Origin of the sequence: Rheinheimera maricola (assembly GCF_016918075.2) — a bacterium.
Classification (GTDB): domain Bacteria; phylum Pseudomonadota; class Gammaproteobacteria; order Enterobacterales; family Alteromonadaceae; genus Alishewanella; species Alishewanella maricola_A.
In genome coordinates, this window is sequence record NZ_JAERPS020000001.1 from 874,536 (window position 1) to 901,089 (window position 26,554).

A 26,554-nucleotide genomic window follows, 5' to 3' on the forward strand; every position below is an offset into this window, starting at 1 on the left:
AAACACGAAAATGGCCGAAAGGCCATTTTCTATTTAAAGTGGATGAATAAGTTGTCAGAGCCTTTAAAAATCACTGGTTTAACCAGCATAAAAGCCAAAAATAGTGCTCGAAAAGCGCTACAATTGGCACTACACTGCGCAGCTGACACGATCTGGTATGTTCGGTAGATCCTGCTGTTAAAAGCGGTGACTGCAAAAAGGATATAAAAATGGCACTGATAGACGGTCAACCCTCTGTTCTACTACAAAACGTTAGCAAGCTCATAAAACAAAAAGTAAAGGATCAGGTTGGCCTGGTCGAAAAATTCGCTTACACACTGTATGGCAACATGTCTAATGAAGACCTGGTCGGTCGCAATGACAGCGACCTGTATGGTGCGGCATTAAGCTTGTGGCAAACCTTTAATGCACATGCTAAACCCGATTCGATGATCCGGGTGTTTAATCCAGAAATAGCCAAGCATGGCTGGGAATCTAAGCACACTGTTGTTGAAATTGTGGTGCAGGATATGCCGTTTCTGGTTGATTCTGTACGAATGGCACTAAACCGGCAGGCGATTACTGCCCATTTGCTGCTGCATTACCCACTGCAAACTGACCGCGATAACAAAGGTCAGATCACTGATTTCTACAAATTGGGCAGTAAAAAGCAATCGAGCACCCAGCAAACGGTATTCCATATTGAAATTGACCGCTTAACTGGAAAAGCTGCCATTGAGCGCTTAACACAAGAGCTGCATTCGGTGATGGAAGACGTTTCACTGGCGGTAGCCGATTGGCAGCCCGCGCGTGAAAAGCTGCAGCAGGTTATTAAAGCGCTACCCAAACAAGCTGGTACAGCCTCTGCCGAAGATGTTCAGCAAGCGATAGAGTTTTTAAACTGGTTAGCAAAAGACAATTTTACCTTGCTAGGTTTTCGCGAATACCGTATCAGTCCAGTAAAGGGCGATTATCAAATCAGTGGCATTGATGAGTCCTCGCTGGGTTTAATGCGCCGCACGGCAGCCCGCGATTTACTGTTGTCAGAATTGCCTGAAACGGGACGCAAGCAAGCAATTAACAATGCTTTGCTAATTTTGACGAAAACCAATAATAAGTCACGCGTGCATCGGCCGGCCTATATTGACTATATCGGCGTGAAAAAATTTGATAAAGACGGCAAAGTTATTGGAGAGGACCGCTTTATCGGCCTGTATTCATCCTCGTTGTATAACAACAGCGCAGCAGATATCCCGCTGCTAAAAAGTAAGCTTGGCACTGTGATGCACAAGTCAGAGTTTGCCACTGGCACTCACGCATATAAAGCGCTGCTGAATATTCTGGAAACTTATCCACGTGACGAATTAATTCAGGCAACCGCCGACGAGTTGCTGCATGTGGCGATGGGCGTATTGCAAATGCAAGAGCGTGATATGACACGCCTGTTTATGCGTAAAGACAGTTTTGGTCGCTTTGTTAGCGCCATGGTGTACGTGCCCCGCGAGCGTTACAACACTCAGCTGCGTAAAGATACCCAAGCCATTTTACAGGCGGCTTTGGGTAGTAATGAGGCTGTTGAGTTTACAACGTATTTCTCTGAATCTGTGTTGGCCCGTACCCATTACCTCGTACGGATCAACGATAGCCATGTCGAGTACAAAGTGAAAGAAATTGAACGTAATTTAGTAGAAGCGGCCCGTACCTGGGAAGATAAGCTGGAAAGTGCCATCCTTGGTGTTTATGGCGAGGCCCGTGGCCGTGAGCTGATTGGCAAGTACGTTAATGCTTTCCCTCGTAGCTATAAAGAAGAAATGCTGCCAAATGATGCCCTGGTCGATATTGGCAAGCTTGAGTCACTAAACGATGATCACAAGCTTGAGATGTTGTTCTACCGGCCGCAAGAAGAAAAAGCTGACAGCAAAGCTGTACGCTTGAATCTGTTTCATAAAGATCATCCAATTCACTTGTCTGATGTCTTGCCAATGCTGGAGAATTTTGGTCTGCGAGTCATTGGTGAAACACCTTATGCAGTAAAATCTGCCGACGGCGGTGTTAGCTGGATATTAAATTTTGCTATGGAGCTAAATTGCGCCATACCAGATGACTTTGAAGCAGCACAACAGTCATTTCAAGACTCGTTTGCCAAAGTGTGGAATGGTCAGCTGGAAGATGATGGCTTTAACCGTTTAATTTTAGGTGCCGGTTTATCTGGCCGCGAAGCCTCTTTATTAAGGGCTTATGCTAAATATAAGCGCCAGATTGGCGGTACTTTTAGTCAATCTTATGTTGAAAGTACCTTTGCCCGTTATGCCGAATTGGCAAACTTGCTGGTGCAGCTGTTCAACAGTAAATTCGAGCCTAAATCTAAAGTCAGCGCCAAAGCGATAGAAAAACTGGAAGAGCAAATTGCCTCGCAGTTAGAGAATGTAGCAAACCTGGATGATGATCGAATTGTTCGCCGTTTTGTTGACATGATTAATGCGACATTGCGCACCAACTACTTCCAAAAGAGTGCCCAGGGTACTGACAAGCCGTATATCTCATTTAAGATCAAGTCTGCCTTAATCCCGGATATGCCGCTGCCAACGCCAATGTTTGAAATATTCGTATACTCACCGCGCGTTGAAGGTGTGCATCTGCGGTTTGGTAAAGTTGCTCGAGGCGGCTTACGTTGGTCTGACCGTCGTGAAGATTTCCGAACGGAAGTTCTTGGCTTGGTAAAAGCGCAAACAGTTAAGAATACTGTCATTGTGCCAACGGGTTCTAAAGGTGGCTTTGTTTGTAAAAAGTTACCTGAAACCGGCGGCCGTGAAGCCTTTATGAACGAAGGTAAAGAATGCTATCGCACCTTTATTCGTGGCTTGCTGGATGTTACTGACAACATCGTGCAGGGCGCAATAGTGCCACCAACTAATGTGGTACGGCATGACGAAGATGACCCATATTTGGTTGTTGCCGCAGACAAAGGTACTGCAACCTTTTCGGATATTTCCAATGGTATTTCTGAAGAATATGGTTTTTGGCTGGGTGATGCGTTTGCTTCCGGTGGTTCGAATGGTTATGACCACAAGAAAATGGGCATTACCGCGCGCGGTGGTTGGGAGTCGGTAAAACGGCACTTCCGCGAAATTGATATTGATTGTCAGACCACTGATTTTACCTGTGTTGCTATAGGTGATATGGCCGGTGATGTATTTGGTAATGGCATGCTGCTATCTAAGCATATCCGGCTACAAGTAGCATTTAACCATATGCATATCTTTATTGACCCTAATCCAGACTCAGGCAAAAGTTGGCATGAGCGTGAGCGCATGTTTAACCTGCCTACATCAACCTGGGACGACTATGACAAATCACTGATCTCAGAAGGTGGTGGTATTTTCTTACGTAGTGCTAAAGCCATTAAGTTGTCAGCACAGATGAAAGAAATGTTGGGCACGACTAAAACCAGCATGACACCCAATGAATTAATCCGTGAAGCGTTAATGATGCCGGTTGATTTAATTTGGAACGGTGGTATCGGCACCTACATTAAAGCAACCAGCGAAAGCCATGCTGAAGTAGGCGACCGTGGCTCTGAGCCGTTACGTGTTAATGGCCGTGATTTAAAAGCAAAAATCTTTGGCGAGGGCGGTAACCTTGGGGCAACTCAACGCGGCCGTATTGAATTTGCCATGAACGGTGGTTTGTTAAATACCGACTTTGTCGATAACGTCGGTGGTGTTACCTGTTCGGATAACGAAGTTAATATTAAAATTTTGCTAAACACCCTGGTAGCGGGCGGTGATTTAACCTTGAAACAGCGTAATAAGTTGCTGTTTGATATGACAGATGATGTTGCTGCTATCGTAATTAAAGATTGTTATCGACAGACGCAAAGCATCAGTATCTCATCATTGCTAGGTGCCGAGCAGTTAAAGGAATATACGCGCTTTATTCATACCTTGGAAAAAGAAGGTAAGTTAAACCGCGAACTGGAGTTTCTGCCGTCAGATGATGAGCTGGCCGACCGCATGGCTAAAGGCCAGGGCTTAACACGGCCTGAGTTGGCTATTTTAACGGCCTACGGCAAGATGGTGTTAAAAGAGCGTTTGGTATTACCCGAAATATACGAGAACGCCTACTTTAAGCGTCAGTTGTTCGCTGCATTTCCGCAATTGCTGCAAGATAAATATGCCAGCGAGATGGAAAATCACCCGCTTAAAGCCGAAATTATTGCCACTAAACTAGCGAACATGCTAGTTAACGAAATGGGCCCTAATTTTGCTCAGCGGATGCTGGAAGAAACCGGCGCCGGTGTAGGTGAAGTCACGCTTTGTTATGCTATTGCGCGTGATTTGTTTGACTTGTCGCCTATTTGGCGCCAGCTTGAGCAGCTCGATAACATTATTCCGGCGGCGTTACAAAGTAAGTTACTGCATCAGCTGCGTCGTACCATGCGTCGTGCAACCCGTTGGTTCCTGCGCCACCGTAACAAGGCACTGGATATTCAGCAAACGCTAGACTTCTTTAAACCGGCTTATCAGCAATTGAGCAAAGAGCTCAATAGTTATTTGGCCGAAGCCGAAGTTGAACAGCTGCAGCAAAAACAAACGCTGCTGGCTGAGCAGGGCGTGCCGACAGACATTGCACAATACTTGGCACAGTTAAGCACAGTTTTCTCAGTGATGGATATCGCTCAGGTGGTCGACGCCGAGAAGGTACCGTTGGCGATGGTCGCGGAAATTTACTTTAAATTGGGTGACAAGTTAGACTTGCACTGGTTCCTGGAGCAAATCACTAACCAGCCAGTGGCAAACCACTGGCAAGCATTGGCCCGGGCCTCTTATCGTGAAGAGCTGGATTGGCAACAACGTGCATTGTCGGCCGTGGTTGTGCGCAGTTGCGGTAAAGTATGCGCCGCAGATGAAGTGATCAATAGCTGGCTGACAGAGCATGAAGCACTATTAGAGCGGTGGCGTTTAATGCTGGCAGAATTTAAAACCACTAAGAGCCATGAATTTGCTAAGTTCTCGGTGGCACTGCGGGAATTAATGCTGTTGAGTCATCACTGTGACCCTGTAAAATAACCAGCCAAATGGCTACAATACCCCGGCTTGCCGGGGTATTTTTTTAACGTATGAAAAGGCTGCTTATGTTTTATCCAATTGCACAAAAATTGATGTTCGCCTGTGATGCAGAATGGTCACATAATTTTGCTCTGGGCAGCTTAAAACGGCTAGCGCATACGCCACTGGCTGGGTTATGGCGTCAGCAGTTGCCATTAAAACCGGTTACGGTCGCCGGTATCCGGTTTGATAATGCACTGGGTTTAGCTGCCGGGTTGGATAAAAACGCCGAGTGTATCGATGCTTTTGGGCAGATGGGGTTTGGTTTCATCGAGGTGGGTACTGTCACCCCCAAACCGCAACTTGGCAATGACAAGCCACGTATTTTTCGCTTACCGCAATCTGAAGCCATTATTAACCGCATGGGTTTTAATAATAAAGGCGTTGATTATTTGGTAGAGAACGTGAAAAACGCCAGTTATAAAGGTGTATTGGGTATTAATATTGGTAAAAACAAAGATACACCGAACGAGCAGGGCAAAGATGATTATATATACTGCATGCGTAAAGTCTATGCTCATGCCAGCTATATCACGGTGAATATTTCTTCACCAAATACCCCCGGCTTGCGAGATCTGCAATTTGGTGATGCGTTGTATGACTTGCTGCAAAGTGTAAAGAATGAGCAACTTAATTTACAGGCGAAGTTCGACAAATATGTACCGCTATTTGTAAAAATTGCGCCGGATATGGATGGCGTTGCCGTGCAGCAGGTGGCAGAAACATTACTAAAAAGCAAAATGGATGGCGTTATTGCCACCAATACCACGTTAGATCGCAGCCAGGTGCAAGGCCAACGTTTTGCTAATGAGGCTGGTGGTTTAAGTGGCTTACCTGTGCGGGATAAAAGCACAGAGGTGCTGCGTCAATTACGCGCCGCGGTGGGACAGGAGCTGCCCATTATTGGTGTCGGTGGCATTAGTGATGCTGATTCTGCTAAGCAAAAGTTAGACGCTGGCGCCAATTTACTACAGGTTTATACCGGCTTTATTTATCGCGGACCAGAGCTTATCCGGCAGATCGTAACCCACTTATAATGATCTTTAGCTGATCTTGCTGCGTTAGAACAAAACAGTCTTTAACATGCTGATCAGCTTAGTGTATTTGTGTAAGTGTTTAATAAATAGCCTCTTAGAATGTATGCAGGGAGTAGCATGTTTACACCATCAGAGCAGTGGATATGGCATTACTGCAGCGAAAAAGCGCGATTACTGTTGGACATTACTGCTACCGCTCAGTTTTGCTCACCGTTTAGTGCAGCACAGCTTGTGTATCAGCCGCACCAGCAGCCGTTAACTATGGCCGAAGCTGAAACATTTTGGGCAATAGATCATAGTTTGCAACAGTTAGACATGCCGGCGGCAGTAAGGCTTGAGCTTTGCCTTACTGCATTGTGCGGTTCGTTTTTGCAGCAACAGGCGCATAAAAGCTGGTATTTTCAGCAGGGCAGCGCCAATACAGTAGCGGCACAATACGACGTAGTTATGCTGCGGGGCTTAAGCAGCCAGTATGCTTTGGTGTTGTCGGCCGACAGTGATTGCGCAAATTGTTTACTGCTGGGCGACATCAGCACTTTGGCGGGTAAAAATATTGCACGTTTACAGGTGGTTCGTGTGCTGCATAACCGGGTTAGCGCACTGAATGTCAGTATCCCGTATCGCTACAGTGCCTGATTTTTAACGGCGTTATTTCCCTCAGCGATAGATCCGACTACACTAGCGGAAATTTTTAATCTCGCGGAGCCATGTATGTCTGCTTTAGCCGCTGATCCAGCTGAGCTTAATGCCTTTTTTCTGCAACTCAACTCTGCACTCACGCAGCAACAGCTACATAAACTGGTACTGAGTAAGTACCAGGGCAAGGAGCCGTTAAAGCAACTGCAAGTTCGCCCTGTACTGCTTAAACAGCAGTGGCAGCTCAGTTTTACCTATAAATACCAAACTAATGATGTCACCCGAAATTTCCCGGCTGATGGGGCATTGACTGAAATTAAAGCGCTGTTGGGTGGCAGTTTTAGCGCGGCCAATTTGTTTACCACCGATACTGAAGTGCAGCTAACGATCAGTAAAAAAGGCAAAGTGTTGTATCAACAAAAACGCCTTAGCCAACCGTTGAATACCATGCAAACTGAGCATAATCGCGACAAACAGCGTTATTTAACCCTGCAACGGCCTTTTTTACGTGAACTGGGTGTAACCGATGTACAACAGCAGCTTATCCCTGCTATGTCACGCAAATGGAAGCAGATAAACAAGTTTATTGAAATTTTCTCTGGCGCCGTACAAGACAGCGGATTAAGTGCGAATAAGCAATTACACGTCGCTGACTTTGGCTCCGGTAAAGCTTATCTAACCTTTGCCGTGCATGATTATTTAACCAATACTCTGGCCCTGGATGCCCAAGTTACCGGCGTTGAGCTGCGGCAAAACCTGGTCGATTTATGTAATAGCACAGCAGATAAACTGGGCTTAGCTGGTATTCAGTTTGAACAGGGCGACGTAAAGCATTTTAAAGCCCGTGGTATTAACGTAATGATAGCGCTGCATGCTTGTGATACCGCTACGGATTACGCCATTCATATGGGCATCGCTACTGGTGCTGAGATTATTATGTGCTCACCGTGTTGCCACAAGCAGATCCGCGGGCAAATACAACTGCCACAAGTGCTAGCGCCGATGTTAGTTCACGGTATTCACCTGGGGCAGGAGGCCGAAATGGTTACCGATAGCCTGCGGGCGTTGCTGTTGGAAGCGCACGGTTATGATACCAAGGTGTTTGAGTTTATTTCGCTGGAGCACACCAGCAAAAATAAAATGATCCTGGCGACTAAACGTAAACAAACACGTGACAACGCTAATATATTGCAGCAAATCGCGGCTATTAAACAGTTCTATGGCATAACTGAACACTGCCTGGAAAGCCTGTTACAGCAAGCCTAAAAGCAGGTGTCTACTTGCTGCAACAGGTTGTAATCGTTATCTGTCAGCCACAATGTGCGCCACTTATCAAAGGTCAGGCACGGATGTGAAGCGCCAAGAATGACGATATCGCCAATCTTTGGTGTCAACGCTGGGCTGTATCGCCAGAATGCATGCTGATCCATCAGCTTAGTGGTTTGGCAATCCTGTAATTTGTCGCTGAGCATCTGCCCGTTACGATAAATAGCTATTGCTTGCGGTAAGCCAGCATCAAAGGCGGCATCACGTTTGCCAAAGCCCAGTACGGCAAGCCCCGGCTCAGGTAACGATTGTACATACACGGCTAATTCCAACGCATTATGTAAACCGGCGCCCAATTTGCAGGCCAGAGCACTACGCTGCTCGATTAACTGCTGTGCTTGTTGGTAAATGCCTCGATCGTGGCTAACATAACAACCCGGGCGTAATACTGTCTGCATTGTCGGGGGCAGGGTGGCTTTGCTCAGCTCTGCCGCAACTATGTCGTACCAGGCAGAACCAGCGCCGCTAATAAGTAAATTAGTGTGTTTGAACAACTGTAATCTGAGCAACGCTTTGCACAACGCAGCTGCTTGTTGCACAAACTGGCGTACACTATGCTCAGTGTCATTGGTATTAATCACTCCCTCATAAAATTCAATACCGGCCAGCGCCAACGCTGGCAGTCCGGCAATGTGTTTTGCAAGTGCAACCGCTTGTTGGTTACTGCGGCAACCACAGCGACCGCCAGGCACACCAAGTTCAATTAGCACCGGTAATACGATTTGTTCAGTGGCAAAAAAGGCCGCCAGCGCATTGGCGTTGTCAGCATGATCAATACAAACAAATAATTCTGTACCGCCCGCCAGTAATGCGGCAATGATAGCCATATTGGCTACACCCACTAACTGATTAGCCAAAATAATCCGCTTGGCACCGGCTTGGGCAGCTACCTGGGCCTGATACGCCGTGGCAACTGTAATACCCCAGGCGCCGACGGCCAGCTGCTGCTGAAACAACCAGGGTGTCATACTGGTTTTGCCGTGCGGCGCTAGCAGCACGCCACTGGCCTGAGCGAAACGCTGCATCCACTGCAAATTATGCTGTATCGCAGTTTGTTTAAGCAGGGCGGCTGGTAAGCAAATATCTTGTTGCAGCAGGTTTAACGCTGGCTTTTCGGCTAGCGGCGTAGCCGATTTATGCTGAATATATTGGTACTTCATAACATCTCGCTATTATTTTAATGTGCTGTGATTTTTTCCGCAAACAGTAAATAGCTGTATTAAAGCCAATTTAATATTTACTTTCCGCTTAACTTGGTACAAAGTATCTTTATTGATAGCACAAATGTTACTTTAATAAAAGTTACTGAGTAACGCTTTAAACCAAGCAGGTAAAAATAATGAGTTACGAAATTGATGTGTTGTCGCGCATTTCTGAGCGTTTTGTGGAGATGAGCGAGTCGGAGCAACGGGTGGCGCAGCTTATTTTGGATAATGTTAAAGCCGCAACGGAGATGAGTATTGCCAAACTTTCTGCCAGTGCCGGGGTAAGCCAGGCTACGGTAACCCGTTTTGCCCGCACAGTAGATTGTAAAGATGTACGTCAACTCAAAGTTAAACTGGCACAGTCGTTGGCAGTAGGCCAACGCTTTGTTGAAGAGACGCCCGATTTGGATGGCATTCAGGGCGTGTATGAGGCAATTAAGAATACGCTGGATTTAAGCCGCAAGCTGCTGGTAGAAGCGGACATTAAACTTGCGGTCAGCTATTTGCAAAACGCGCGGATGATTTTTTGTATCGGTATGGGGGGGGGCTCGTCCATTGGCTCGCAAGAGTTGCAATACCGCCTGTTCCGTTTCGGTATGCCAGTATGCAGTTATCAAGACGGCTTGTTAACGCGGATGGTGGCTGCTGCTGTAGAGCCGCAGGATGTGATGGTGGCTATTTCATTGACGGGTAATACTGGTGAGATCATTGACTCTGCTTCAATAGCCAGGCAATACGGTGCCAAAGTTATTGCCATTACCAAGCCGGGCTCGGCACTGGCAGCAAATGCCGACATCGTGCTTGGCCTGCAGGCACCAGAAACCGATTTTATCTATAAACCCTCTGCCTCGCGTTATGCCATGCTGGCCATTATTGATGTGTTGGCTACCGAAGTGGCAAAACTGAACAAGCGCAAGTCTCGTGACAAATTGCGCCGCGTTAAGCTGTCACTGGACAGTCACCGTGGTGGCGATGAGCGCCAACCGCTGGGAGATTAACCTGATGCCAATTAAACGTTACGGTGTAGATGAAAGTACCGGCACCGGTGGCCAAAAACTTCCGTTTGCAAAAGCTGTTGAAGCCGGTGGCTGGTTGTACGTATCGGGCCAGACCCCGATGCGCGATGGTGAAGTGGTCGAAGGCGGCATTATTGAGCAGTCAGAGCTGGCACTGCAAAACTGTATCGACATCATGCTGCAAGCGGGTTACAGCTTAGCTGATGTTGTGCACGTTAAAGTTTATCTTACCGATGCGCGCTATTTCAGCAGCTTCAATAAGGTATTTCGTCAGCTGTTTGCAGAAGCACCTCCGGCGCGGATCTGTGCGGTAGCCGATTTAGTGGTGGATTGTAAGGTCGAAGTGGATTTGACCTGTTACCGCGATGACAGGGGCTGATATGACTAGCCAGCTGTTGCTGTGGGGCCTGTGTGGTTACGTAGTATTGATGCTGGCTATCAGTTATATCGCGTCGCGTCGTCAGCAAAGCGGTGACGATTTTTTATTGGCCGGGCGCAAGGTGTCATCAGGCTTAACTTTTGGTACTACAGTGGCCACCATGATAGGCACCGGCACCAGTATGGGGGCTGTTGGTTACGCGTACCTCCATGGCTGGGCCGGTATGATGTACGGTTTAGGCGGTGCCATCGGCATTTTGTTAACTGCCTGGCTGTTTGCGCCACTTAGGGCGCTGCGTTTTATGACAATGAGTGAAGAGCTAAGTTATTATGCCGGCGCTAACCTCTGGGTAAAACATCTTAGTGCAATACTGATTTTTCTTTGCTCGCTGGGCTGGCTGGGTGCTCATATTCTCGGTGGTGCTTTGTATTTGTCCTGGGCTACCGGTTTTAATCTGGTTGCCGCAAAATGGCTGCTGGCTAGTATATTTACCCTCTATGTATTAATTGGCGGTTATCGGGCCGTTGTGTGGACTGATAGCCTGATGGCGCTGATTTTATTTACTGGTTTTTTATTGCTGGCCTGGGTGGTGCTACAAAGCAGTGGCGGTTTTGCTTCGCTGCAGCAAATTGTCGATACCGCACAGCAGCAGGGCACTATGCAAGATCCCGGCTGGTTACCAGCGTTATCGCTGGCGGTTGTGGTGGCGGTAGGCGTGATGGCCGCCCCGTCGTTTAGACAGCGCATCTACGCCGGTGCCAGTGTGTCGGCGATCAGACGTGCATTTGGTTGTGCCGGTTTGGTATATCTGTTGTTTGCAGTTTTACCGGCCATACTGGGCATTGTCGCCAGCCAGTTGTTGCCGGCTCTGGCCAATCATCAACACGCCTTCACTGCATTGATCACCGTGTTACTGCCGCCGCTAATTGCAATGCTGGTGTTATTGGCCGGCTTGTCGGCTACCTTATCTTCCGCCAGTTCCGATGCTATAGCTGCTGTTTCAGTACTGATCCGCGATCTATATTACGGCGCTGTTGGCAGTATGCCGCAGCAGGACAAGGTGGTGCGTTATTCCCGTTACGGTGTTTTGCTGGTGTCGGTATTATCACTGTTATTGGCGCTGTATGCCGACGATGTTATCCGCTATATCAGCGCGATGATCGCCACCTTGATGTCCGGGCTGTTTGTCAGTTGTGTGTTAGGGCGTTGTTGGCCACGGTTAAATGCTGCCGGTATTTTAGCGGCAATCGTCAGTGCAGTGCTGGTGTCATTGTTGGTGTTGCTTAGTCCGTTCTGGCTGGCATTTTGGGGTAACCCGGTTATTCCGGCATTATTAACAGCCACAGTGTCTGCTATTGGCGTCAGCCTGTTAACCCGGCAAAACCGTCGTAGCCGCAGCCAAGCATTAGCGCTTATTACCACTCAGCGAGAAGGGCAATCAGCCCAGCATGATAGCACTAGTATCAGTACGTCATCTCTGACGTCTAATTAAAGAGGACCTATGCGCATTTTTACCGCTTCGCTGGCAACAGAAACTAATACGTTCTCGCCAATGTATACCGATTTGGATAGCTTCTATCAGTGTTTTTATGCACCACCCGGGCAACATCCTGCTACCCCGACGTTATGCAGTGCGCCACTGGTTGCTTGCCGGGAGCTAAGTGCTACAGACAGCAGCATTGAGGTGATAGAAGGCAGTTGTGCCTGGGCTGAGCCGGGTGGCTTACTCAATCGGCAATCGTATGAACATCTACGTGATGAAATACTGACACAGCTGCGTGCAGCCTTGCCGGTGCAAGCTGTCGTATTGGGGTTACATGGTGCCATGGTGGCTCAGGGATATGACGACTGCGAAGGTGATTTGTTGTCCAGAGTGCGGCAAATTGCCGGCGACAAGGTTGTGATAGCAGCAACGTTAGATCCACACAGCCACTTAACGGCGCAGCGGCTGAATAATGCTAATCTGTTGATCGCCTTTAAAGAGTTTCCGCATTTAGATTTTATGCAACGTGCCCGGGAGTTGGTGACGCTTAGTGTTGCAACGGTGCGTGGGCAATATCAGCCGGTAATGCGCAGTTTTGATTGTCGTATGATAGACGTATTACCTACCAGCCGCGAGCCAATGCGCTCTTTTATCGACAAGTTAAGTCTGTTGGAAGGGCAGAATGATATCTTGTCTATTTCCGTGATCCACGGTTTTATGGCGGGCGACGTGGCGGAAATGGGCACTCAGTTGCTGGTGATCAGCAATAATCAACCGCAGCGTGCAGCAGAATTAGCCGAGCAGCTTGGCATGGAACTGTTTTCATTTCGCGGTAAGACCTTACCGGCTTTTGCCACTATTGATACCGCACTTGATGACGCAACTATGATTGCCGGCCCCGTAGTACTGGCGGACGTTTGGGACAATCCCGGCGGCGGTGTCGCAGGTGATGGCACCCTGATTTTGGCGGAAATTATCCGCCGGGGTATTAGCAAGGTGGCGGTGGGTACCATCTGGGATCCGATGGCGGTAAAGTTGTGTTTTGCTGCAGGAGAAGGTGCCAGCATCATATTGCGTTTTGGTGGTAAAAGTTGTGCCACAGCAGGCGATCCGATTGATGCGCAGGTTACAGTGCAACGGCTACAGCGCAACGCCGTGCAGTATTTTGCTGGTAGCGAAGTGCCAATGGGCGACTGTGCTGTGATAAGTTTTGCCGGTATCGACGTGATCTTAAATTCTAATCGTTGTCAGTCTTTTGATCCCAGCCTGTTCACGGCGTTACAACTTGAACCGCAGCAATATCAATTGTTACTGGTAAAGTCGACCAACCATTTTTATCAGGGGTTTGCGCCGCTGGCGGCAAAAATAATCTATGTTGATGCTGGCGCACCTTATCCGAGCGATCCGGTACGTAACGGCTACCGTAAATTACGCCGGCCATTGTGGCCGATAGTAGAGTCGCCTTTTGCTTAGCGGCTGCCACCCGGCAGCCGCTGAGGCAAGGTTATAAGTCGATAACCTCTATACAACCGCATTGCTGAATAGTAACAAACAACCGCTCTGGCCCGGTTCGACTTAATGCAACATTGGTTGGCAAAGCATGTTGCAGCCGGTATTCAGCGACAACTTGACCGGTAGCGTTAAGCCGGACAACAGTACCTTTACCATAGCGGGCGACAAACAAATCTCCCTTTTCATTGGTGCGCATGCCATCTAAACCATAATCGGAAAAACTGGCAAACAAGGTTTTCTCCGTTAACGTACCGCCGGTACCCAACCGGTAACGCCAGATCCGGCGCTGTACGCTCTCATTAACATACAAAAATTGCTGATCCGGGCTGACGGCGATGCCATTAGTGGTGCCCATGGCATCTTCAAGCAGATGGCTGCTGCCGTCCGTATCTATGCGCCATAACTGGCCAGTGCTGTTTTGCCAATTGGGATCGCTGGCAAACAGGGTACCGTTTTTAAGTATTGCCAGATCGTTTGGCTGGTTCATCAAAGGCTCGGCGGCGTGAACGCTGAGTTTGCCGTGCTGATAGCGCAGTACCTGATGGCCGGTATAGTCGGCCATATACATGACATCGTGCTGATCAAACACTATGCCGTTGGCAATGCTGCCGTCAGGCAGTTGCAATAATTGCCTGGCGTTGCCGTCTGGGCTGACGATACCAATAGTGCCGTCAGTGCCATAGTTCACCGCATACAAATTACCGTTGCTATCAAAAGCCGGGCCTTCGGCCGAAGCGCTGAACGTACCTGGCGCTACCCAGTGCCGGCTTAACGGTAAATGCTGCAACAACAGGCGCAGTGGCCGGTGCAACGCAATGATGATTTCCTGCTCTATGCCTGCTGCGTTTGACAATTGTCGATCTAGCGCCTGCTGCGCTTGCAGGCTTATATAACCTTGCTGCTGATATTGCTGCAATGTGTTGATGGCAACTTCCAGTAGGCGTTGGCTAGACATTACCAGCGCTGACATCGGCTCAGTTATCCCTTGCAATTGGTCAGCAGCCTGTTGCCAATGCTGCATTTGCTGTAACAAAGCTTGTAGATTGTCAGGCTCGGGATGCTGCAGCCAGGCCTGTAGCAACGCAGAGAAGTTACGTAGCTTTGGGTTTTCGGCGCTTAGGTAGTCGGCCAGTTGATTTAACGGCGCATCAGCATGATACAAACCCGCAACCGATTTTTCGTGTAAGCGATGATAATAGTGCGCCGGTTCCAGTATTTGCGTTAACGTGGCCAAAACGTCAGCCTGGGCCGGAGCGGCTATCCGGGCTAAACCGGCTTGTTGCTGTTGCGCGGTTGCTAAACCGGCGCTTAATGTTGCCCAGTGACTAAACTGCGTGAGTCGCTGATACAGGCTGTCAGGATCGGTGACATCAGAGGTAGACCACAGCCGCTCTGCGACGGCAAAGCCGTTGGGCCACAGACGGATATCGATGTTTTCTGGCGTTACCAGCTCGCCCCACAGGGTAATTTCGCCGCCGAGAATATTCGCTGCAGCTTGTGGGCTGATACTAAGGTTGTCAATTTGCAAAGGCGGCGCCTGATGTAACTGTTGGCCTGTCGCTGTATAAGCTGCATTGCCGACCACAACCTCACCCGATACCTCAGCTTGTAGCGTCAATCTGGCCTGTACAGGCCCCATCCAGCTATCGGTTTCAAACTGCAACTGATTGGCATTTAAAGTAAAGTTTTCAATATAGCGCGCATTGCGGCCGGCAAATTGCAAAATAGCAGCGCTGGTACCGGCATTGTCGTTCAATAGCATAAGCTCTGCTTTTACCGCAGCCCCGCGCTTACGCGCCAGTTCAAACTGCCAGTGCCCTAGGCTGTGAAACTGGCTAAGATCAGGCACGGTTGTAGGCGTTGGTAGTGGATCATTGCGGTAGTGAAAGGCGGCAATTTGCGGTTGATCCAGGTAATAGCCGGTAGATAATATTGCCGGATGGCCGGCCTGGGCAGCTTTATATAACGACTCTGTACCGCGCCAGGACTGCACTAATACTGAGGTTGGCAGATCGCTGTCGAGCACTTCATCCCAGCCAATCATGCGTTTGTTGAGTTGCTGCAAAATCTGTTGCAGCCGACGATTAAAATAAGAATGCAACTGTTGTGGCGTCGTTAGCTGTTGCTGCTGCATAAAGCGGGCAATATCTGCTGATTGTAACCAGTGCTCTGGCAGCACTTCGTCACCGCCGATATGAAGGTACGGATCGGGAAAAACGCTGGCAACTTCGCTCAGCAGGGTTTGAATAAACTGATACACCTCTGGTTTGCTTGGGTCCAGTACCGCAGGGTGTACACCCCAGTGCCGTTCTGGCTGTGTTGGGCCAGCTTGCGCCATTAATTGCGGACAAGCAGCGCCTAAAGCTGTGGTATGGCCGGGTAAATCAATTTCTGGTACTACGCGGATGCCAAGCCCGGCAGCGTAAGTCACCAGCTGTTTCAGCTCGTCCTGACTGTAGAAACCATCTTTACCTCCCACTTGATGTAGCAAAGGAAAGGCTTTTGACTCAAACCGCCACCCCTGATCGTCGGTAAGGTGCAAATGCAACACGTTTAATTTTGCCGCCGCCATAATGTCCAGCTGGCGGTATAGTACATCTATAGGTAAAAAACGCCGAGCCGGGTCCAGTAACAAGCCACGCCAGGCGAAGCGGGGCGCATCTGTTATTTCAAGCTGTGGCAGGTAATAGCCGGCGCTGTCTTGCTGGATCAGTTGCAGCAGTGTTTCGATACCGCGGTTTAAGCCAACCTGGCTGGCCGCCAGCAGGGTTATTTGCTGTGCACCGACCGACAGTTGATATTGTTCCTGCATATCCGGTTGCGGTATCGGAGAGCTTGTGCCCGTGAGCACAACGTTGAGGCGTTTACTGTTGTTATTGCCGTGCCGTTGTAAACTGATGCCGGTTTGCGTTTTCAGCCGCTGTGCAAAGCGCTCAGTCACAACTGTTAGTGCAGCTGACAGCGGCGGATTAAAAACAACGCTGTCATCCAGCCGGAAATTGCCGGGTTTGGCGTGTACTTCGACCGGCTGCGGTAGCAGCATAGTGTCTGCATTAACGCAGGTAAATCCGGTTAATATCACTAATAAAAAATAGAAAAAGCCGCGCACTTTAAACCTCACTTCGTGTTACTTGGTAACATATTAATAAGCAATAAATATAAGGAAGTCTAGAACTGCTTGCTATATGTGGCGGTTTTTTCACTTTAAAGTGTTTACTTTTCGCTCGTCATGGTACAAAGTAACATTGTGAGTCGATATATTTGGTAGTTGTAGCGGCTTTACCAGGAAGCATAAGATAAGTATAAATTGGCCCGGTTTGCAGTTTTGCTAACAACAGGGCTCACCAGATTAAAACAAGAATAGAAGAGACTACATCATGTCTGAATTACTCAGTGATAGCGATAATAAAGGAATTAAACGGGCCAGACTCAGCCTGGCTATTTCAGCTGCACTACTGAGCTTAGCTCCGGTAGTTACCCAGGCACAAGCTTTGCCACAAAATGACAGCGATGTCATTGGGCAAAAAACTGCAGAGCCAGTAGAGGTAATAGAGGTAAAAGGTATTCGTGGTAGCTTAAACAGTGCACAAAACCTGAAACGTTATGCTGATACGGTAAAAGATTTAATTACCGCTACCGATATTGGTGCCTTGCCAGATAAATCTGTTACCGAAGCGCTGCAGCGCGTGCCAGGTGTAACGATAGAGCGTTTTGCATCGTCAAATGACCCAAAGCATTATGCTGATGAGGGCACTGGTGTATTGGTTAGGGGCTTAGATCGGGTGCGCTCCGAGGTCAACGGTAGAGATGCCTTTAGTGCCAACCCCTGGGGTGGATTAAGTTACGAAGATTTTCCCGCAGAATTGTTAGGGGCGGTAGAGGTAGTAAAAAATCAGACCGCAGATCTTATTTCTGGTGGTATTGCCGGCACTGTTAACCTGATCACGCGTAAACCCTTTGATTCTGACGAGCGTGTGTTCTCTTTTAATGCTAAAGCTAACTATGGTGATTTTCGTGAAGAAGTGACGCCATCGCTTTCTGCGTTGTTCTCAGACACCTGGGAAACCAATGCCGGCAAGTTTGGCTTTCTTATTGCAGCTTCGCAATCTGAGTATAAAACCCGTGGTGATGGTATTGGTCTTGGAAACTTTCATTCACGAGGCGATGCGTTTATCGCAGTTACCGACCCATGGGGCGGTGTTATTGACATGGACCCGAGTTCGCCGTTAGATGGACCGGCATTGCCGGGACAACCGGCAGGTAGCGTCTGGCATGTACCGGCGGCGATCCACATGAGCACTGCCGATAACGATCGTAAACGCACTGGCTTTACCTCATCGTTACAATGGGCCAATAACGACAACACTATTGTGGCTACGTTAGAACATATTAACTCTAACGCATCGTTAGAGTGGGAAGAACGTCAGTTGGGACAAGCGGCTCAGGGCTTTAAAAGCTGGATGGGTATTTCACAAAACTGGCGGGATGACGCGGCAAATGGCCATCCATTAACTGTTGAAAATGGCTTTGTTACGTCAGGTATCGCGCTGGGTATTGAGCCTGAAGTGCCATTCTTTTATCGGACTCGCTGGAACTACAACGAGAACACCGTTGAAGATACCTCGTTTAATCTGAAGTACAAACCAACAGATCGGTTAAGTATGGCGTTCGACTACCAGCATATCGATTCAGAAAAAGTTGTGCACAATTACAGTATGTCGGGTCAGACACGTGGTTCCAGTGTGTATGCGGTGTTTCCTTATTTCCTTGATATGCGTGGTAGCCGACCAACGGTTGAGGTATTAAGTAATAATATCCAGACACCGGGTTTATCGCCGCATCAGGAATGGAACGGCCCGGTGCCTAATTTGTTTCTTGGTACCGGTATGGAGCAGGAAGAGCACAATACTGCCAAAGCAGACACATTTCAGTTTGACTTGAAATATGAGCTTGATGGTGCTTTTACCTCAGTTTCTGCAGGGGCATATTATTCTGACAAAGAATTAACCGTGCGAGATACTGCATATGAAGGGTTTCTTGCGATTGGAACACCGTGGGTTCAAGCTGACCGCAATGCTGCAGCCGCGTCACTACATCCTGAACTATTTGAAGTTGTTGATTTTTCAAACTACTACAACGGCAAGGTATTACTTGGCGATGTTAACAGCTTTTTGTTCCCTAAAATGTCACTGGTGAAGGACTTCCAAAACTCGTTATACCGAGGCTGTCAGGAGGGCTGGAACAATGCAACTGTCAGTGCTGCCAACAATGGTGTTTGTAGCGGTTTGCACGTGCCTTATGTCGACAGGCCAAACCGGGTAGAAGGGCCTTTTGCTGCACATAATATCAGTTCTTCAAATGAGCAACGTACCGAGTTTTACGTCCGTGCCGATTTTGAGCTGGCAGATCTGGAGATACCGATTAAAGGTAATGTTGGTTTGCGTTATGTAAACTATCAACTGAAATCGACCGGTGCTCTGGTGCAGCCTACGCTAGCGAAACGCGGTGATCCTGGCACCTCTCTTAATACCGTTATGCAGCAACCAGAATACAAACGGTATTACGATTTAGCCGGTGGTGATTCTATTCTGAGCACGGTTGACGGTACAGACTATGATACTTTGTTACCCAGTCTGAACCTGAATTTCGGGGTTAGCGAAGATGTTGTTGTCCGCTTTGCTTTCTCAAAAGGTTTGTATTACCCAAGCCTGGTTGACTCTCGCAATATCAGTCTGCTTGAGCTGGATTACAACCGGGTGTTAGAAAACCCGGCCGAAGAGTACTCTGAAGGCAGCAATCCGGTAGTAGGTCTGCAAAACATCAACGTTACCGCATTGGCGGGAAATCCGTATCTTGAACCTGAAGAGTCTATTAACTTAGATCTGACGGCCGAATGGTATTTCGCACCTGCGGGCTTTGTTACGGCCGGGTTGTTTCATAAAAAACTGGATAACATTATACGCAACAGACCCTTTGAACTTGATGTCAGCTTTGACAGTGAAGTTTATGATGTAACGGCTTATGGTCCGGCAAATACCGGTTCTGGCACGTTACGTGGGGTTGAACTGGCCTATTCTCAATTCTACGATATGTTGCCAGGCGCATGGTCGGGCTTGGGGTTGCAGGTAAATTTCACTTATATCGACCAAGATGGCCTGGAAGATCCAAACGAAATTGCTGCAGGGACCCTGGGATTTAAAGAGGATGGAACACGCATAACCGATAACAGGAATACGTTTAGGGTGTTTACTGGCCTGCCTCTACAAGGTTATTCCGACAAGAACTTTAATATCGTCGGCATGTATGAATATGAGGACTTTTCCTTTCGCATGGCCTACACCTGGCGCTCAGAATACCTGCTAACGCTGCGTGAATCTGAAGAATACGTACCCGCGTTTGCTAAAGCATCGGGTATGCTTGATGCCAGTTTTTACTACACCATTAACGATAACTGGAAAGTGGGTATTGAAGGTAGCAACCTGTTGAATACCGAAACCAAAACTCAGTATCAAATGGATCAGGCTGGAACCCGTACAGATGCATTAAGCTTTACCACCGACCGTCGTTATGCACTGAGTGTTCGGGCGGTGTTTTAATCACTAACATCTGATAATTGTGTTGTAATTCAAACCGCGTAGTTACCGTACTGCGCGGTTTTTTCTTCAGACATCAGCTGCGGTTATTTGCCTGGTAGCGCAAACCCTGGCCAAGCAATTGAAAATACTCCAGCCAAATCTTGCCAAGCGCATCGCTTAAGTTATCTGTAGGATAAATTCCGTTATCGGCCGCTTTACCTTGTAAGGTACCTGCGACCAAAAAGTTGTTTTTCAACGGCTGGCGCTGCAATACTTTCTCAAAGGCTCTGGCCGCCATTTCTTCCGGCATGGCCAGATAAAAGCTATTGCTGCTATAGTCAAGCTGCTTACAATGCTCAAAGAAATCACTCTTGTTTTGACCGTCGGCAGATAAATACAGTGTTTGAAAAGCCGCACTGAGTAGCTCATTGAGGTAATGCGGAACAATAGGTAAATTTTGCAGCCAGGCTGAGCTGGCAAATTGGTTACGCGTAGCCTTTTTGGCGAACATTTTAGCGCTTATATAATGGTCAAAGGCATGAAACCACTCGTGTGCCAGGCTACCACCGCCAGCATTTTTCGCTAACGCTAAAATACGTCCTTGCGGCTGATAATGTGCACAAACTCCGGGTTGGCCGCCAATACCAAAGGTAATAGCTAAACTGCCGTTAAGTGAGATCACCTGCGGTGGCACTTGCAGCAGCTGCTGTAAATCACAAAAAGCATCAAAGAATAAATTAGCTGCCAGTTGCAGTTCTTCCGGCGTTACCCAACGGCCAATATGAATGCTATTAAACGCAAAAATTTTGACCAAATCGGTAAAGCTAACATCAGCGCCACCACGATGCGGCGGCCCATTGCGGTAATACTGTCGCTGAATGCGCTGTCGTGTTCGGGTCATGTCGCTTGTTGCCTGCGGCCTCTTATAAAACCAACCAGATTACTGCTTAAAAACGCCAGTTCCATTAATACCGCTACGGGTGACCCTACCAGCAGGTTATGCACTACCCAGCACGTAGCACCGATGGCCATCAGCAGCCGTACCAACAACACATTTTTTTGGAAACTGCCGATAGTGCCTACCACCGCGGCCAGATAGGGCAATAAATTAACAGGGTTGTTGTAGCTAAGCACAATAAGTAAACTGGATAACGCCAAAAAACAATACATCCAGCGTTGACGTGGGCTTACTGCAGCCACCAGAAAACGCAGCGCCGTTAAGCCAACAAAGCATGCTGCTTCATATTGGCCCAGCACGGCAAAATGGCTGGCATTTAGCAGGGCCGAGACAAACCAGAATTTCAGCATGCTAGTTGTATCATTGCGCTGAAAAGCCACAATGCCGCTGATAAAGGCAATTGCGGCTAAGCACTGAGACAATGCAAAACTAATGGTTATGTCTGGCAAAGCAGTGACTCTGTGTTGCTTAATAAGATGGCTAGTGTACCGACTTTAGCCGCCATCTGCCTGCCGCAGATGGCATAAGTTATAATCAGGTACCGCAAAAAGTGTTCTTAATAAGCTGTTGTGGCTCAGGCGGCAAGGCAAAAGCGGCATTAGCGTCGGACAAGGTATAAGGCGTCGCCAGTGCCTGCTGTAGCCGGTTAAACAGCGTTAAATCGGCGTGCTCAGTTGCTTGAATAATCGCTTGTACAACTAAGTGGTTACGCGCAACAACAGCCGGGTTAATGCTATCCATCTGCTGGCTTACCTCGGCTAAGTCAACGCCCTGAACAGCCAGCCGCTGTTGCCATTTTGCTGCCCAGTCAGCCCAGTTACGCTTATCTGTAAACAACATTGCTGCACCGGCGTTACTATCGTTTACCGAGCGGCTAAGTAATCGAAAGCTCTGGCTGAAGTCAGCTTGATTTGCGCTCATCAGATTAAGCAAATCACGGATCAACGTTTCATCTTCATTGGTGGCGGCAGTAATACCGATTTTAGCCGCCATCAGGCGCAGAAACTCGGCTTCATTTTGGTTATTAAAACCTTGTAATACCTGCGTAGCCAGCTCCACAGCTTGCTCTGGTTGCTCGCTCAGTAGCGGCAGCAAGGTTTCGGCAAAGCGTGCCAGGTTCCAACTGGCAATCCGGGGCTGATTGCCCCAGGCGTAGCGGCCCTGGCTGTCAATAAAGCTGTAAACCTGTGCTGGGTTAAAGTTATCCATAAAAGCACAGGGGCCATAATCGATGGTTTCGCCAGCAACACTCATATTGTCGGTATTCATGACACCATGAATAAAACCCAGGCTCATCCACTTGGCAATTAGCTTCGCCTGTTTGCCAACGACCGCACTTAGCAGCGCCACATATGGCTTGGCAGCGCCAGCGCAGTGTGGGTAATGGCGATCAATTACATAATCAGCCAAGGTTTTTAGTTGGGTTGTATCGCCATGAGCTGCAATATATTGAAAGCTACCAATACGAATATGGCTGGCAGCCACCCGGGTAAGTACCGCACCGGGTTCGCTGGTTTCGCGCTGGACCCAATCACCTGTGAGCACCGCTGCCAGTGCGCGGGTTGTCGGCACCCCCAGCGCATGCATGGCTTCACTGACTAAATACTCGCGCAGCACCGGACCCAGTGGCGCACGGCCGTCGCCGCGACGGGAAAACGGGGTTCTGCCTGCACCTTTAAGCTGAATATCAAAACGGCGGTTGTCCGTGCTGATTACCTCGGCCAGCAGCAAAGCGCGGCCATCACCTAATTGCGGCACAAAGTGGCCAAACTGATGGCCGGCATAAGCATGCGCACGTGGGCTTGCCCAATTTGGTAACGCGTTGCCGCTAAATGCCGCCAGACCGTCATCTGAATGCCAATACTGTTGAGGTAATTGCAACTGTGCTGCCAAGCTGGCATTAAACGCCAGCCACTGTGGCGCCGGCACCGGCGTGGGGTTGCAAGGTAAAGAAAAAGGCTCACCCAAATCTGCCAGGCTGTGTTGTACATTAAAATGTGGCATTGTCATTACTCAATTTGTATCTGGTGTTTAGTGTACGTGGCTTACCGGCCAACAGCCAGCATTGTACCCATCTGTATTTTGTCTGCTTTTGATGACGTACTTTGTTGCTTGCACTATAGTGTGTAAGGTGAACGTGCAGTTTGCTAGTTATGGTTATATTGCACATAATCAACTGGTTGTTAAAGCCGGCGGCAACTTGAAGGAGATATTATTGCGTTTTATTGTGTTGCTGTGCGGAGTGTTGGCTTCAGCTGGTGTTTGTAATGCAACACAGCTTAATGTTTGGCATATGGTCAAAGAAATGGATGCCGACTTAGCCCATACTGCGGCGGCGTTTTCCCGAGCCAATCCCGATATCAATGTGGTTGTGCATGCTTTACCAAACGAAGAGCTTAAAGCCTCGGCTATCCGCGCTGCAGATCAGCAAATGGCGCCGGATATTATCATTATTTCGTCTGACAATGTTGGCTATGCCGGGTTAATGCGTTTGTCTGAGCTGCCGCCAGAGTGGGTTGGCGATACATTGCCTGATGCAGTGCAGCAGGCGTTACAATTTAATCAAAAAAATTACAGTCTGCCATTATTTTCCGGTAATCATTTGTTGATGTTATACAACAAGGCGCTGGTCAATACACCGGCAACAGATTGGCAGCAGCTGGTTGTGCAACAGCAAGAATTTAATCAACAAGGTATTCAGACGCTGGCTTTAAACTACCAGGAGCCATACTGGTTTGCTTTATTTGCCAGTTTGTTTGGCGCCGATCTGGTTACCAATAATCAGGTCTCCCTGGGCTCTGCTGAGATGGCGAAAGCGTTGCAGTTTTATCAACAACTTGCCGAGCAGAATATAACGCAAAAGCAGTGCGGTTATGCCTGTGTAGCCGATGATTTTTATCAGCGAAAATATGCATATGCCATTAATGGCACCTGGGCTTTGGCTGAGGCCAAACGGCATTTAGGTGATGATTTAGGTATCATGCCTTTTCCCACGTTACAGCAGCATAAAATGCAGCCACTGGCGTCCTATATTGTAATGGTGTTTCCTAATCAGGCGTTAAGTAGTGCTAAAGCAGCGCAGATTAAACAATTTGTGCACTTTATCCGGCAAGCAGAAAACTTGCAGCCGTTGGCAAAAAAATATTATTTAACGCCGTATTATCATACACCTACGCCTGAACCCTGGTTAACAGAGCCATTTCACCTGCAAGTACAGGCACAAAACCGTTTAAGTACCCTGATGCCGGCATCAACTGCTATGGTATCAGTGTGGAACGGCATGCAAAAAGGTATGCTGTTGCATCAGAAAAATACATTGGACGCGACAGCTGCTGCAAGCTTTATGCAAAAAGTTGCCTTGCGCGATCAACAGCTGCTGGAAGCAGGCCAATGAAAATAGCTAAATTATCGCTAAAAAACCTGTTAATTTTGCAGTTTGTATTAAGTGCAACGCTGCCAACACTGCTATTAAGCGGGTTGTTAATATCAGAGTTTCAAAACATACAAACCGAAGAGCAAATTAAAAAACAAAGCGCCCAGACCGAAAAAGCCAAATTGCAGCTGGAATTTGAACTGGAAAAATTTGCCCTGCAGCTGCAACAGCTAGCCGTCGACTCCAATGCTGCTCTAGCGGCAAGTTCGGGTATTTTTGCCCACAATGCGCGCAACAGCCTGCTGCAAATAGCGCAGAATCACCAACTGGCCAAAGCAGTATTGTTGGTGGATAAAACACAATGGATAGTTGAGGCCGTTCCGGTTGAAGCCATGGTAGTGCCACTGACTCCGCTGCAGCCACATTTGGAAGCATTGTTTGCCGAGGATTATGCCGCAACAAACCAAACTATATTTATGTCTTCTGTTGAACTGAGCAAGCAACTGTTAGCAAACAGTGCACCAGCCGCGCAACCGTTGGCAGAAATTATCGTAATGCAAATACCGTTAAAGCTGGCCGATACCGCTGTAACCGATCCGCGTAGTCGGTTAACCGGCGCCATTGTAGCGTTGTTGCCATTACAGAATATCAAGACAATGCTGGAGAATTATAGCCCTGACACCACGTTGCAAAATATTTACTGGCAAGGCCGCGGCCTTATTACGGATGCCAAGCCCAGTAGCGACATGATGGTAACGCAAGTTGAACTGCATGTGCCAAACCTGCCATTAGCATTAACCGTAGAGTTTGCTACTACACGCGCAGCTGCTTTGGGAGCCATTACGGCGCTTACCTATCGCTATGCGTTGATAACAGGTTTGTTTTTAATATTACTGTTATTGGCAGGTTGGTTATTTGTACGGGCAGAAGTAAAACCTATTACTGCATTAAACCGCATGGTAGAGGGCTACGCGGATGGCGACTTACAGCAGCCAAAACAGCAATTTCCGTTTACCGAGTTTGATCAAATAGCGGGCGTGTTGCACACCATGGCATTGAAGCTTAAAGAGCATCAAGACCTGCTGGAACGGCGGGTAGCACAACGAACATCACAGTTGCAGCAAGCCGTTGTCGAACTCAATCAGATCAATGCTGAATTGCTAAAAACACAGCAACAGTTAGTCGAATCAGAAAAATTGTCGCAAATTGGCATTTTGGTCGCTGGTGTATCTCGTGAGATATCAGATCCCATCAGTCAAAGCCTGGCCGCGGTTAACACCATACAACAGCAACATCTAGAGATTGCCCAAGCGGTTAAGCACAGCACGCTTAAACGCTCTGCGTTTGATCATTATTTACGTGAGTCTAAATTAAGCATCGAACAATTAAGCCGTAACTTACAACGTGCCGAAGAGCTTATCCAAAGTTTTAAAGCCGTCGCAGTGGATCAATCCAGTGAGCAGCGGCGTAATTTCAATTTATACGATTATCTGCAACAAGTTATATTGAGCTTGCGATATGAACTTAGCCGCTACAATGTCAAAGTTGATATCAAGGGCGATAAGGTGATGGTACTACAAAGTTACCCTGGTACCTTTAGCCGGGTGCTTACTAACCTGGTGCTTAACACGTTACAACACGGTTTTGACAGCAGCGTAGCTCAGCACATTAGTATCAGTTACAGCCTGTTACCCGATGGCCAGCTACAATTGGTCTATCGTGATGATGGTGCCGGCATGGCAAAACCGGTATTAAAGCGGATATTTGAACCTTTCTTTACCACTGCTCAGCAAGATGGTGGCAGTGGCTTGGGCATGAGCATTGTGTACAATTTGATCACACAGCAACTTAAAGGCAGTATCGACGCTGAAAGTGAGCCGGGTAAAGGCGCTAGTTTTACAATGACGTTACCCGTTAGGGTGGTAATAAAGCCAAGGTAGGGTGTGATATTACAACCGGAGCATTGA

The 26,554-nt window shown here is 48.1% G+C and carries 16 protein-coding genes; 11 read left to right on the forward strand and 5 right to left on the reverse strand.

The genetic code is table 11. From position 1 onward, the window contains the following. Positions 1-209 precede the first annotated feature (209 nt). From I4W93_RS03990 to I4W93_RS04005, 4 genes are all read left to right on the forward strand, one after another. Positions 210-5,048 carry an NAD-glutamate dehydrogenase gene (locus I4W93_RS03990; RefSeq protein WP_205310669.1) on the forward strand — a complete coding sequence of 1,613 codons (4,839 nt, stop codon included), beginning with the start codon at positions 210-212 and terminating at the stop codon, positions 5,046-5,048. Between the two features lie 65 nt (positions 5,049-5,113). Further along, the gene (gene pyrD / locus I4W93_RS03995; protein ID WP_205310668.1) at positions 5,114-6,124 is read left to right on the forward strand and encodes a quinone-dependent dihydroorotate dehydrogenase; all 1,011 of its coding nucleotides are present in this window, start codon (positions 5,114-5,116) and stop codon (positions 6,122-6,124) included. Positions 6,125-6,241: 117 nt separating this feature from the next. Beyond that, positions 6,242-6,760 carry a cell division protein ZapC domain-containing protein gene (locus tag I4W93_RS04000; protein ID WP_205310667.1) on the forward strand — a complete coding sequence of 173 codons (519 nt, stop codon included), beginning with the start codon at positions 6,242-6,244 and terminating at the stop codon, positions 6,758-6,760. Between the two features lie 75 nt (positions 6,761-6,835). Continuing rightward, positions 6,836-8,026 (forward strand): class I SAM-dependent methyltransferase, encoded by a 1,191-nt coding sequence (locus tag I4W93_RS04005; protein WP_205310666.1) that lies wholly within the window; start codon positions 6,836-6,838, stop codon positions 8,024-8,026. Here the strand turns inward: I4W93_RS04005 and I4W93_RS04010 are convergent. Continuing rightward, positions 8,023-9,246, reverse strand: a complete 1,224-nt coding sequence (locus I4W93_RS04010) for an amino acid deaminase (RefSeq protein WP_205310665.1) — start codon at positions 9,244-9,246, stop codon at positions 8,023-8,025. The genes I4W93_RS04005 and I4W93_RS04010 overlap by 4 nt on opposite strands. 179 nt (positions 9,247-9,425) lie before the next feature. Between I4W93_RS04010 and I4W93_RS04015 the strand changes: the two genes are divergently transcribed. From I4W93_RS04015 to I4W93_RS04030, 4 genes are read left to right on the forward strand one after another with little or no spacing between them, the layout of a single operon-like run. Then, entirely contained in the window at positions 9,426-10,289 is an 864-nt protein-coding gene (locus I4W93_RS04015) for a MurR/RpiR family transcriptional regulator (protein WP_205310664.1), read from the forward strand. Positions 10,290-10,293: 4 nt separating this feature from the next. Continuing rightward, positions 10,294-10,686 (forward strand): RidA family protein, encoded by a 393-nt coding sequence (locus I4W93_RS04020; RefSeq protein WP_205310663.1) that lies wholly within the window; start codon positions 10,294-10,296, stop codon positions 10,684-10,686. A gap of 1 nt (position 10,687) precedes the next feature. Next, on the forward strand, positions 10,688-12,178 hold the full coding sequence (locus I4W93_RS04025) for a sodium:solute symporter family protein (RefSeq protein WP_205310662.1): 1,491 nt from the start codon (positions 10,688-10,690) through the stop codon (positions 12,176-12,178). Between the two features lie 9 nt (positions 12,179-12,187). Next, entirely contained in the window at positions 12,188-13,642 is a 1,455-nt protein-coding gene (locus I4W93_RS04030; protein WP_205310661.1) for a M81 family metallopeptidase, read from the forward strand. 31 nt (positions 13,643-13,673) lie between these two features. On the opposite strand, the gene I4W93_RS04035 is transcribed toward I4W93_RS04030, so the two are convergent. Next, the gene (locus tag I4W93_RS04035; protein ID WP_205310660.1) at positions 13,674-16,724 is read right to left on the reverse strand and encodes a family 20 glycosylhydrolase; all 3,051 of its coding nucleotides are present in this window, start codon (positions 16,722-16,724) and stop codon (positions 13,674-13,676) included. 334 nt (positions 16,725-17,058) lie between these two features. On the opposite strand from I4W93_RS04035, the gene I4W93_RS04040 reads away from it, so the two are divergent. Continuing rightward, a complete protein-coding gene (locus I4W93_RS04040) occupies positions 17,059-20,277 on the forward strand; it encodes a TonB-dependent receptor (RefSeq protein WP_205310659.1) in 3,219 nt (1,072 codons plus the stop codon). Positions 20,278-20,350: 73 nt separating this feature from the next. On the opposite strand, the gene I4W93_RS04045 is transcribed toward I4W93_RS04040, so the two are convergent. From I4W93_RS04045 to I4W93_RS04055, 3 genes are all read right to left on the reverse strand, one after another. Beyond that, a complete protein-coding gene (locus I4W93_RS04045; protein WP_205310658.1) occupies positions 20,351-21,157 on the reverse strand; it encodes a CLCA_X family protein in 807 nt (268 codons plus the stop codon). Continuing rightward, a complete protein-coding gene (locus I4W93_RS04050; protein ID WP_205310657.1) occupies positions 21,154-21,663 on the reverse strand; it encodes a YgjV family protein in 510 nt (169 codons plus the stop codon). Before I4W93_RS04050 ends, I4W93_RS04045 begins: the two co-directional genes overlap by 4 nt. Before the next feature lie 85 nt (positions 21,664-21,748). Continuing rightward, positions 21,749-23,218, reverse strand: a complete 1,470-nt coding sequence (locus I4W93_RS04055; protein ID WP_205310656.1) for a protein adenylyltransferase SelO — start codon at positions 23,216-23,218, stop codon at positions 21,749-21,751. Positions 23,219-23,351: 133 nt separating this feature from the next. Here I4W93_RS04055 and I4W93_RS04060 point away from each other — a divergent pair, with 133 nt between their 5' ends. Together I4W93_RS04060 and I4W93_RS04065 are read left to right on the forward strand one after the other, a co-directional pair. Next, positions 23,352-24,608: a sugar ABC transporter substrate-binding protein gene (locus I4W93_RS04060; protein ID WP_205310655.1), complete on the forward strand. Its 1,257-nt coding sequence runs from the start codon at positions 23,352-23,354 to the stop codon at positions 24,606-24,608. After that, positions 24,605-26,527 carry a sensor histidine kinase gene (locus I4W93_RS04065; protein WP_205310654.1) on the forward strand — a complete coding sequence of 641 codons (1,923 nt, stop codon included), beginning with the start codon at positions 24,605-24,607 and terminating at the stop codon, positions 26,525-26,527. Before I4W93_RS04060 ends, I4W93_RS04065 begins: the two co-directional genes overlap by 4 nt. The last annotated feature ends 27 nt before the right edge of the window (positions 26,528-26,554 follow it).

Excerpts from the sequence above, each read along its gene's own strand:
- I4W93_RS04025 (WP_205310662.1), top strand. The coding sequence starts at position 10,688 with ATGACTAGCCAGCTGTTGCTGTGGGGCCTGTGTGGTTACGTAGTATTG.
- I4W93_RS04045 (WP_205310658.1), bottom strand. The coding sequence starts at position 21,157 with ATGACCCGAACACGACAGCGCATTCAGCGACAGTATTACCGCAATGGG.
- I4W93_RS04055 (WP_205310656.1), bottom strand. The coding sequence starts at position 23,218 with ATGCCACATTTTAATGTACAACACAGCCTGGCAGATTTGGGTGAGCCT.
- I4W93_RS04005 (WP_205310666.1), top strand. The coding sequence starts at position 6,836 with ATGTCTGCTTTAGCCGCTGATCCAGCTGAGCTTAATGCCTTTTTTCTG.
- I4W93_RS04065 (WP_205310654.1), top strand. The coding sequence starts at position 24,605 with ATGAAAATAGCTAAATTATCGCTAAAAAACCTGTTAATTTTGCAGTTT.
- I4W93_RS04030 (WP_205310661.1), top strand. The coding sequence starts at position 12,188 with ATGCGCATTTTTACCGCTTCGCTGGCAACAGAAACTAATACGTTCTCG.
- I4W93_RS03990 (WP_205310669.1), top strand. The coding sequence starts at position 210 with ATGGCACTGATAGACGGTCAACCCTCTGTTCTACTACAAAACGTTAGC.
- I4W93_RS04000 (WP_205310667.1), top strand. The coding sequence starts at position 6,242 with ATGTTTACACCATCAGAGCAGTGGATATGGCATTACTGCAGCGAAAAA.
- I4W93_RS04035 (WP_205310660.1), bottom strand. The coding sequence starts at position 16,724 with ATGCTGCTACCGCAGCCGGTCGAAGTACACGCCAAACCCGGCAATTTC.
- I4W93_RS04015 (WP_205310664.1), top strand. The coding sequence starts at position 9,426 with ATGAGTTACGAAATTGATGTGTTGTCGCGCATTTCTGAGCGTTTTGTG.
- I4W93_RS04040 (WP_205310659.1), top strand. The coding sequence starts at position 17,059 with ATGTCTGAATTACTCAGTGATAGCGATAATAAAGGAATTAAACGGGCC.
- I4W93_RS04010 (WP_205310665.1), bottom strand. The coding sequence starts at position 9,246 with ATGAAGTACCAATATATTCAGCATAAATCGGCTACGCCGCTAGCCGAA.
- pyrD (WP_205310668.1), top strand. The coding sequence starts at position 5,114 with ATGTTTTATCCAATTGCACAAAAATTGATGTTCGCCTGTGATGCAGAA.
- I4W93_RS04020 (WP_205310663.1), top strand. The coding sequence starts at position 10,294 with ATGCCAATTAAACGTTACGGTGTAGATGAAAGTACCGGCACCGGTGGC.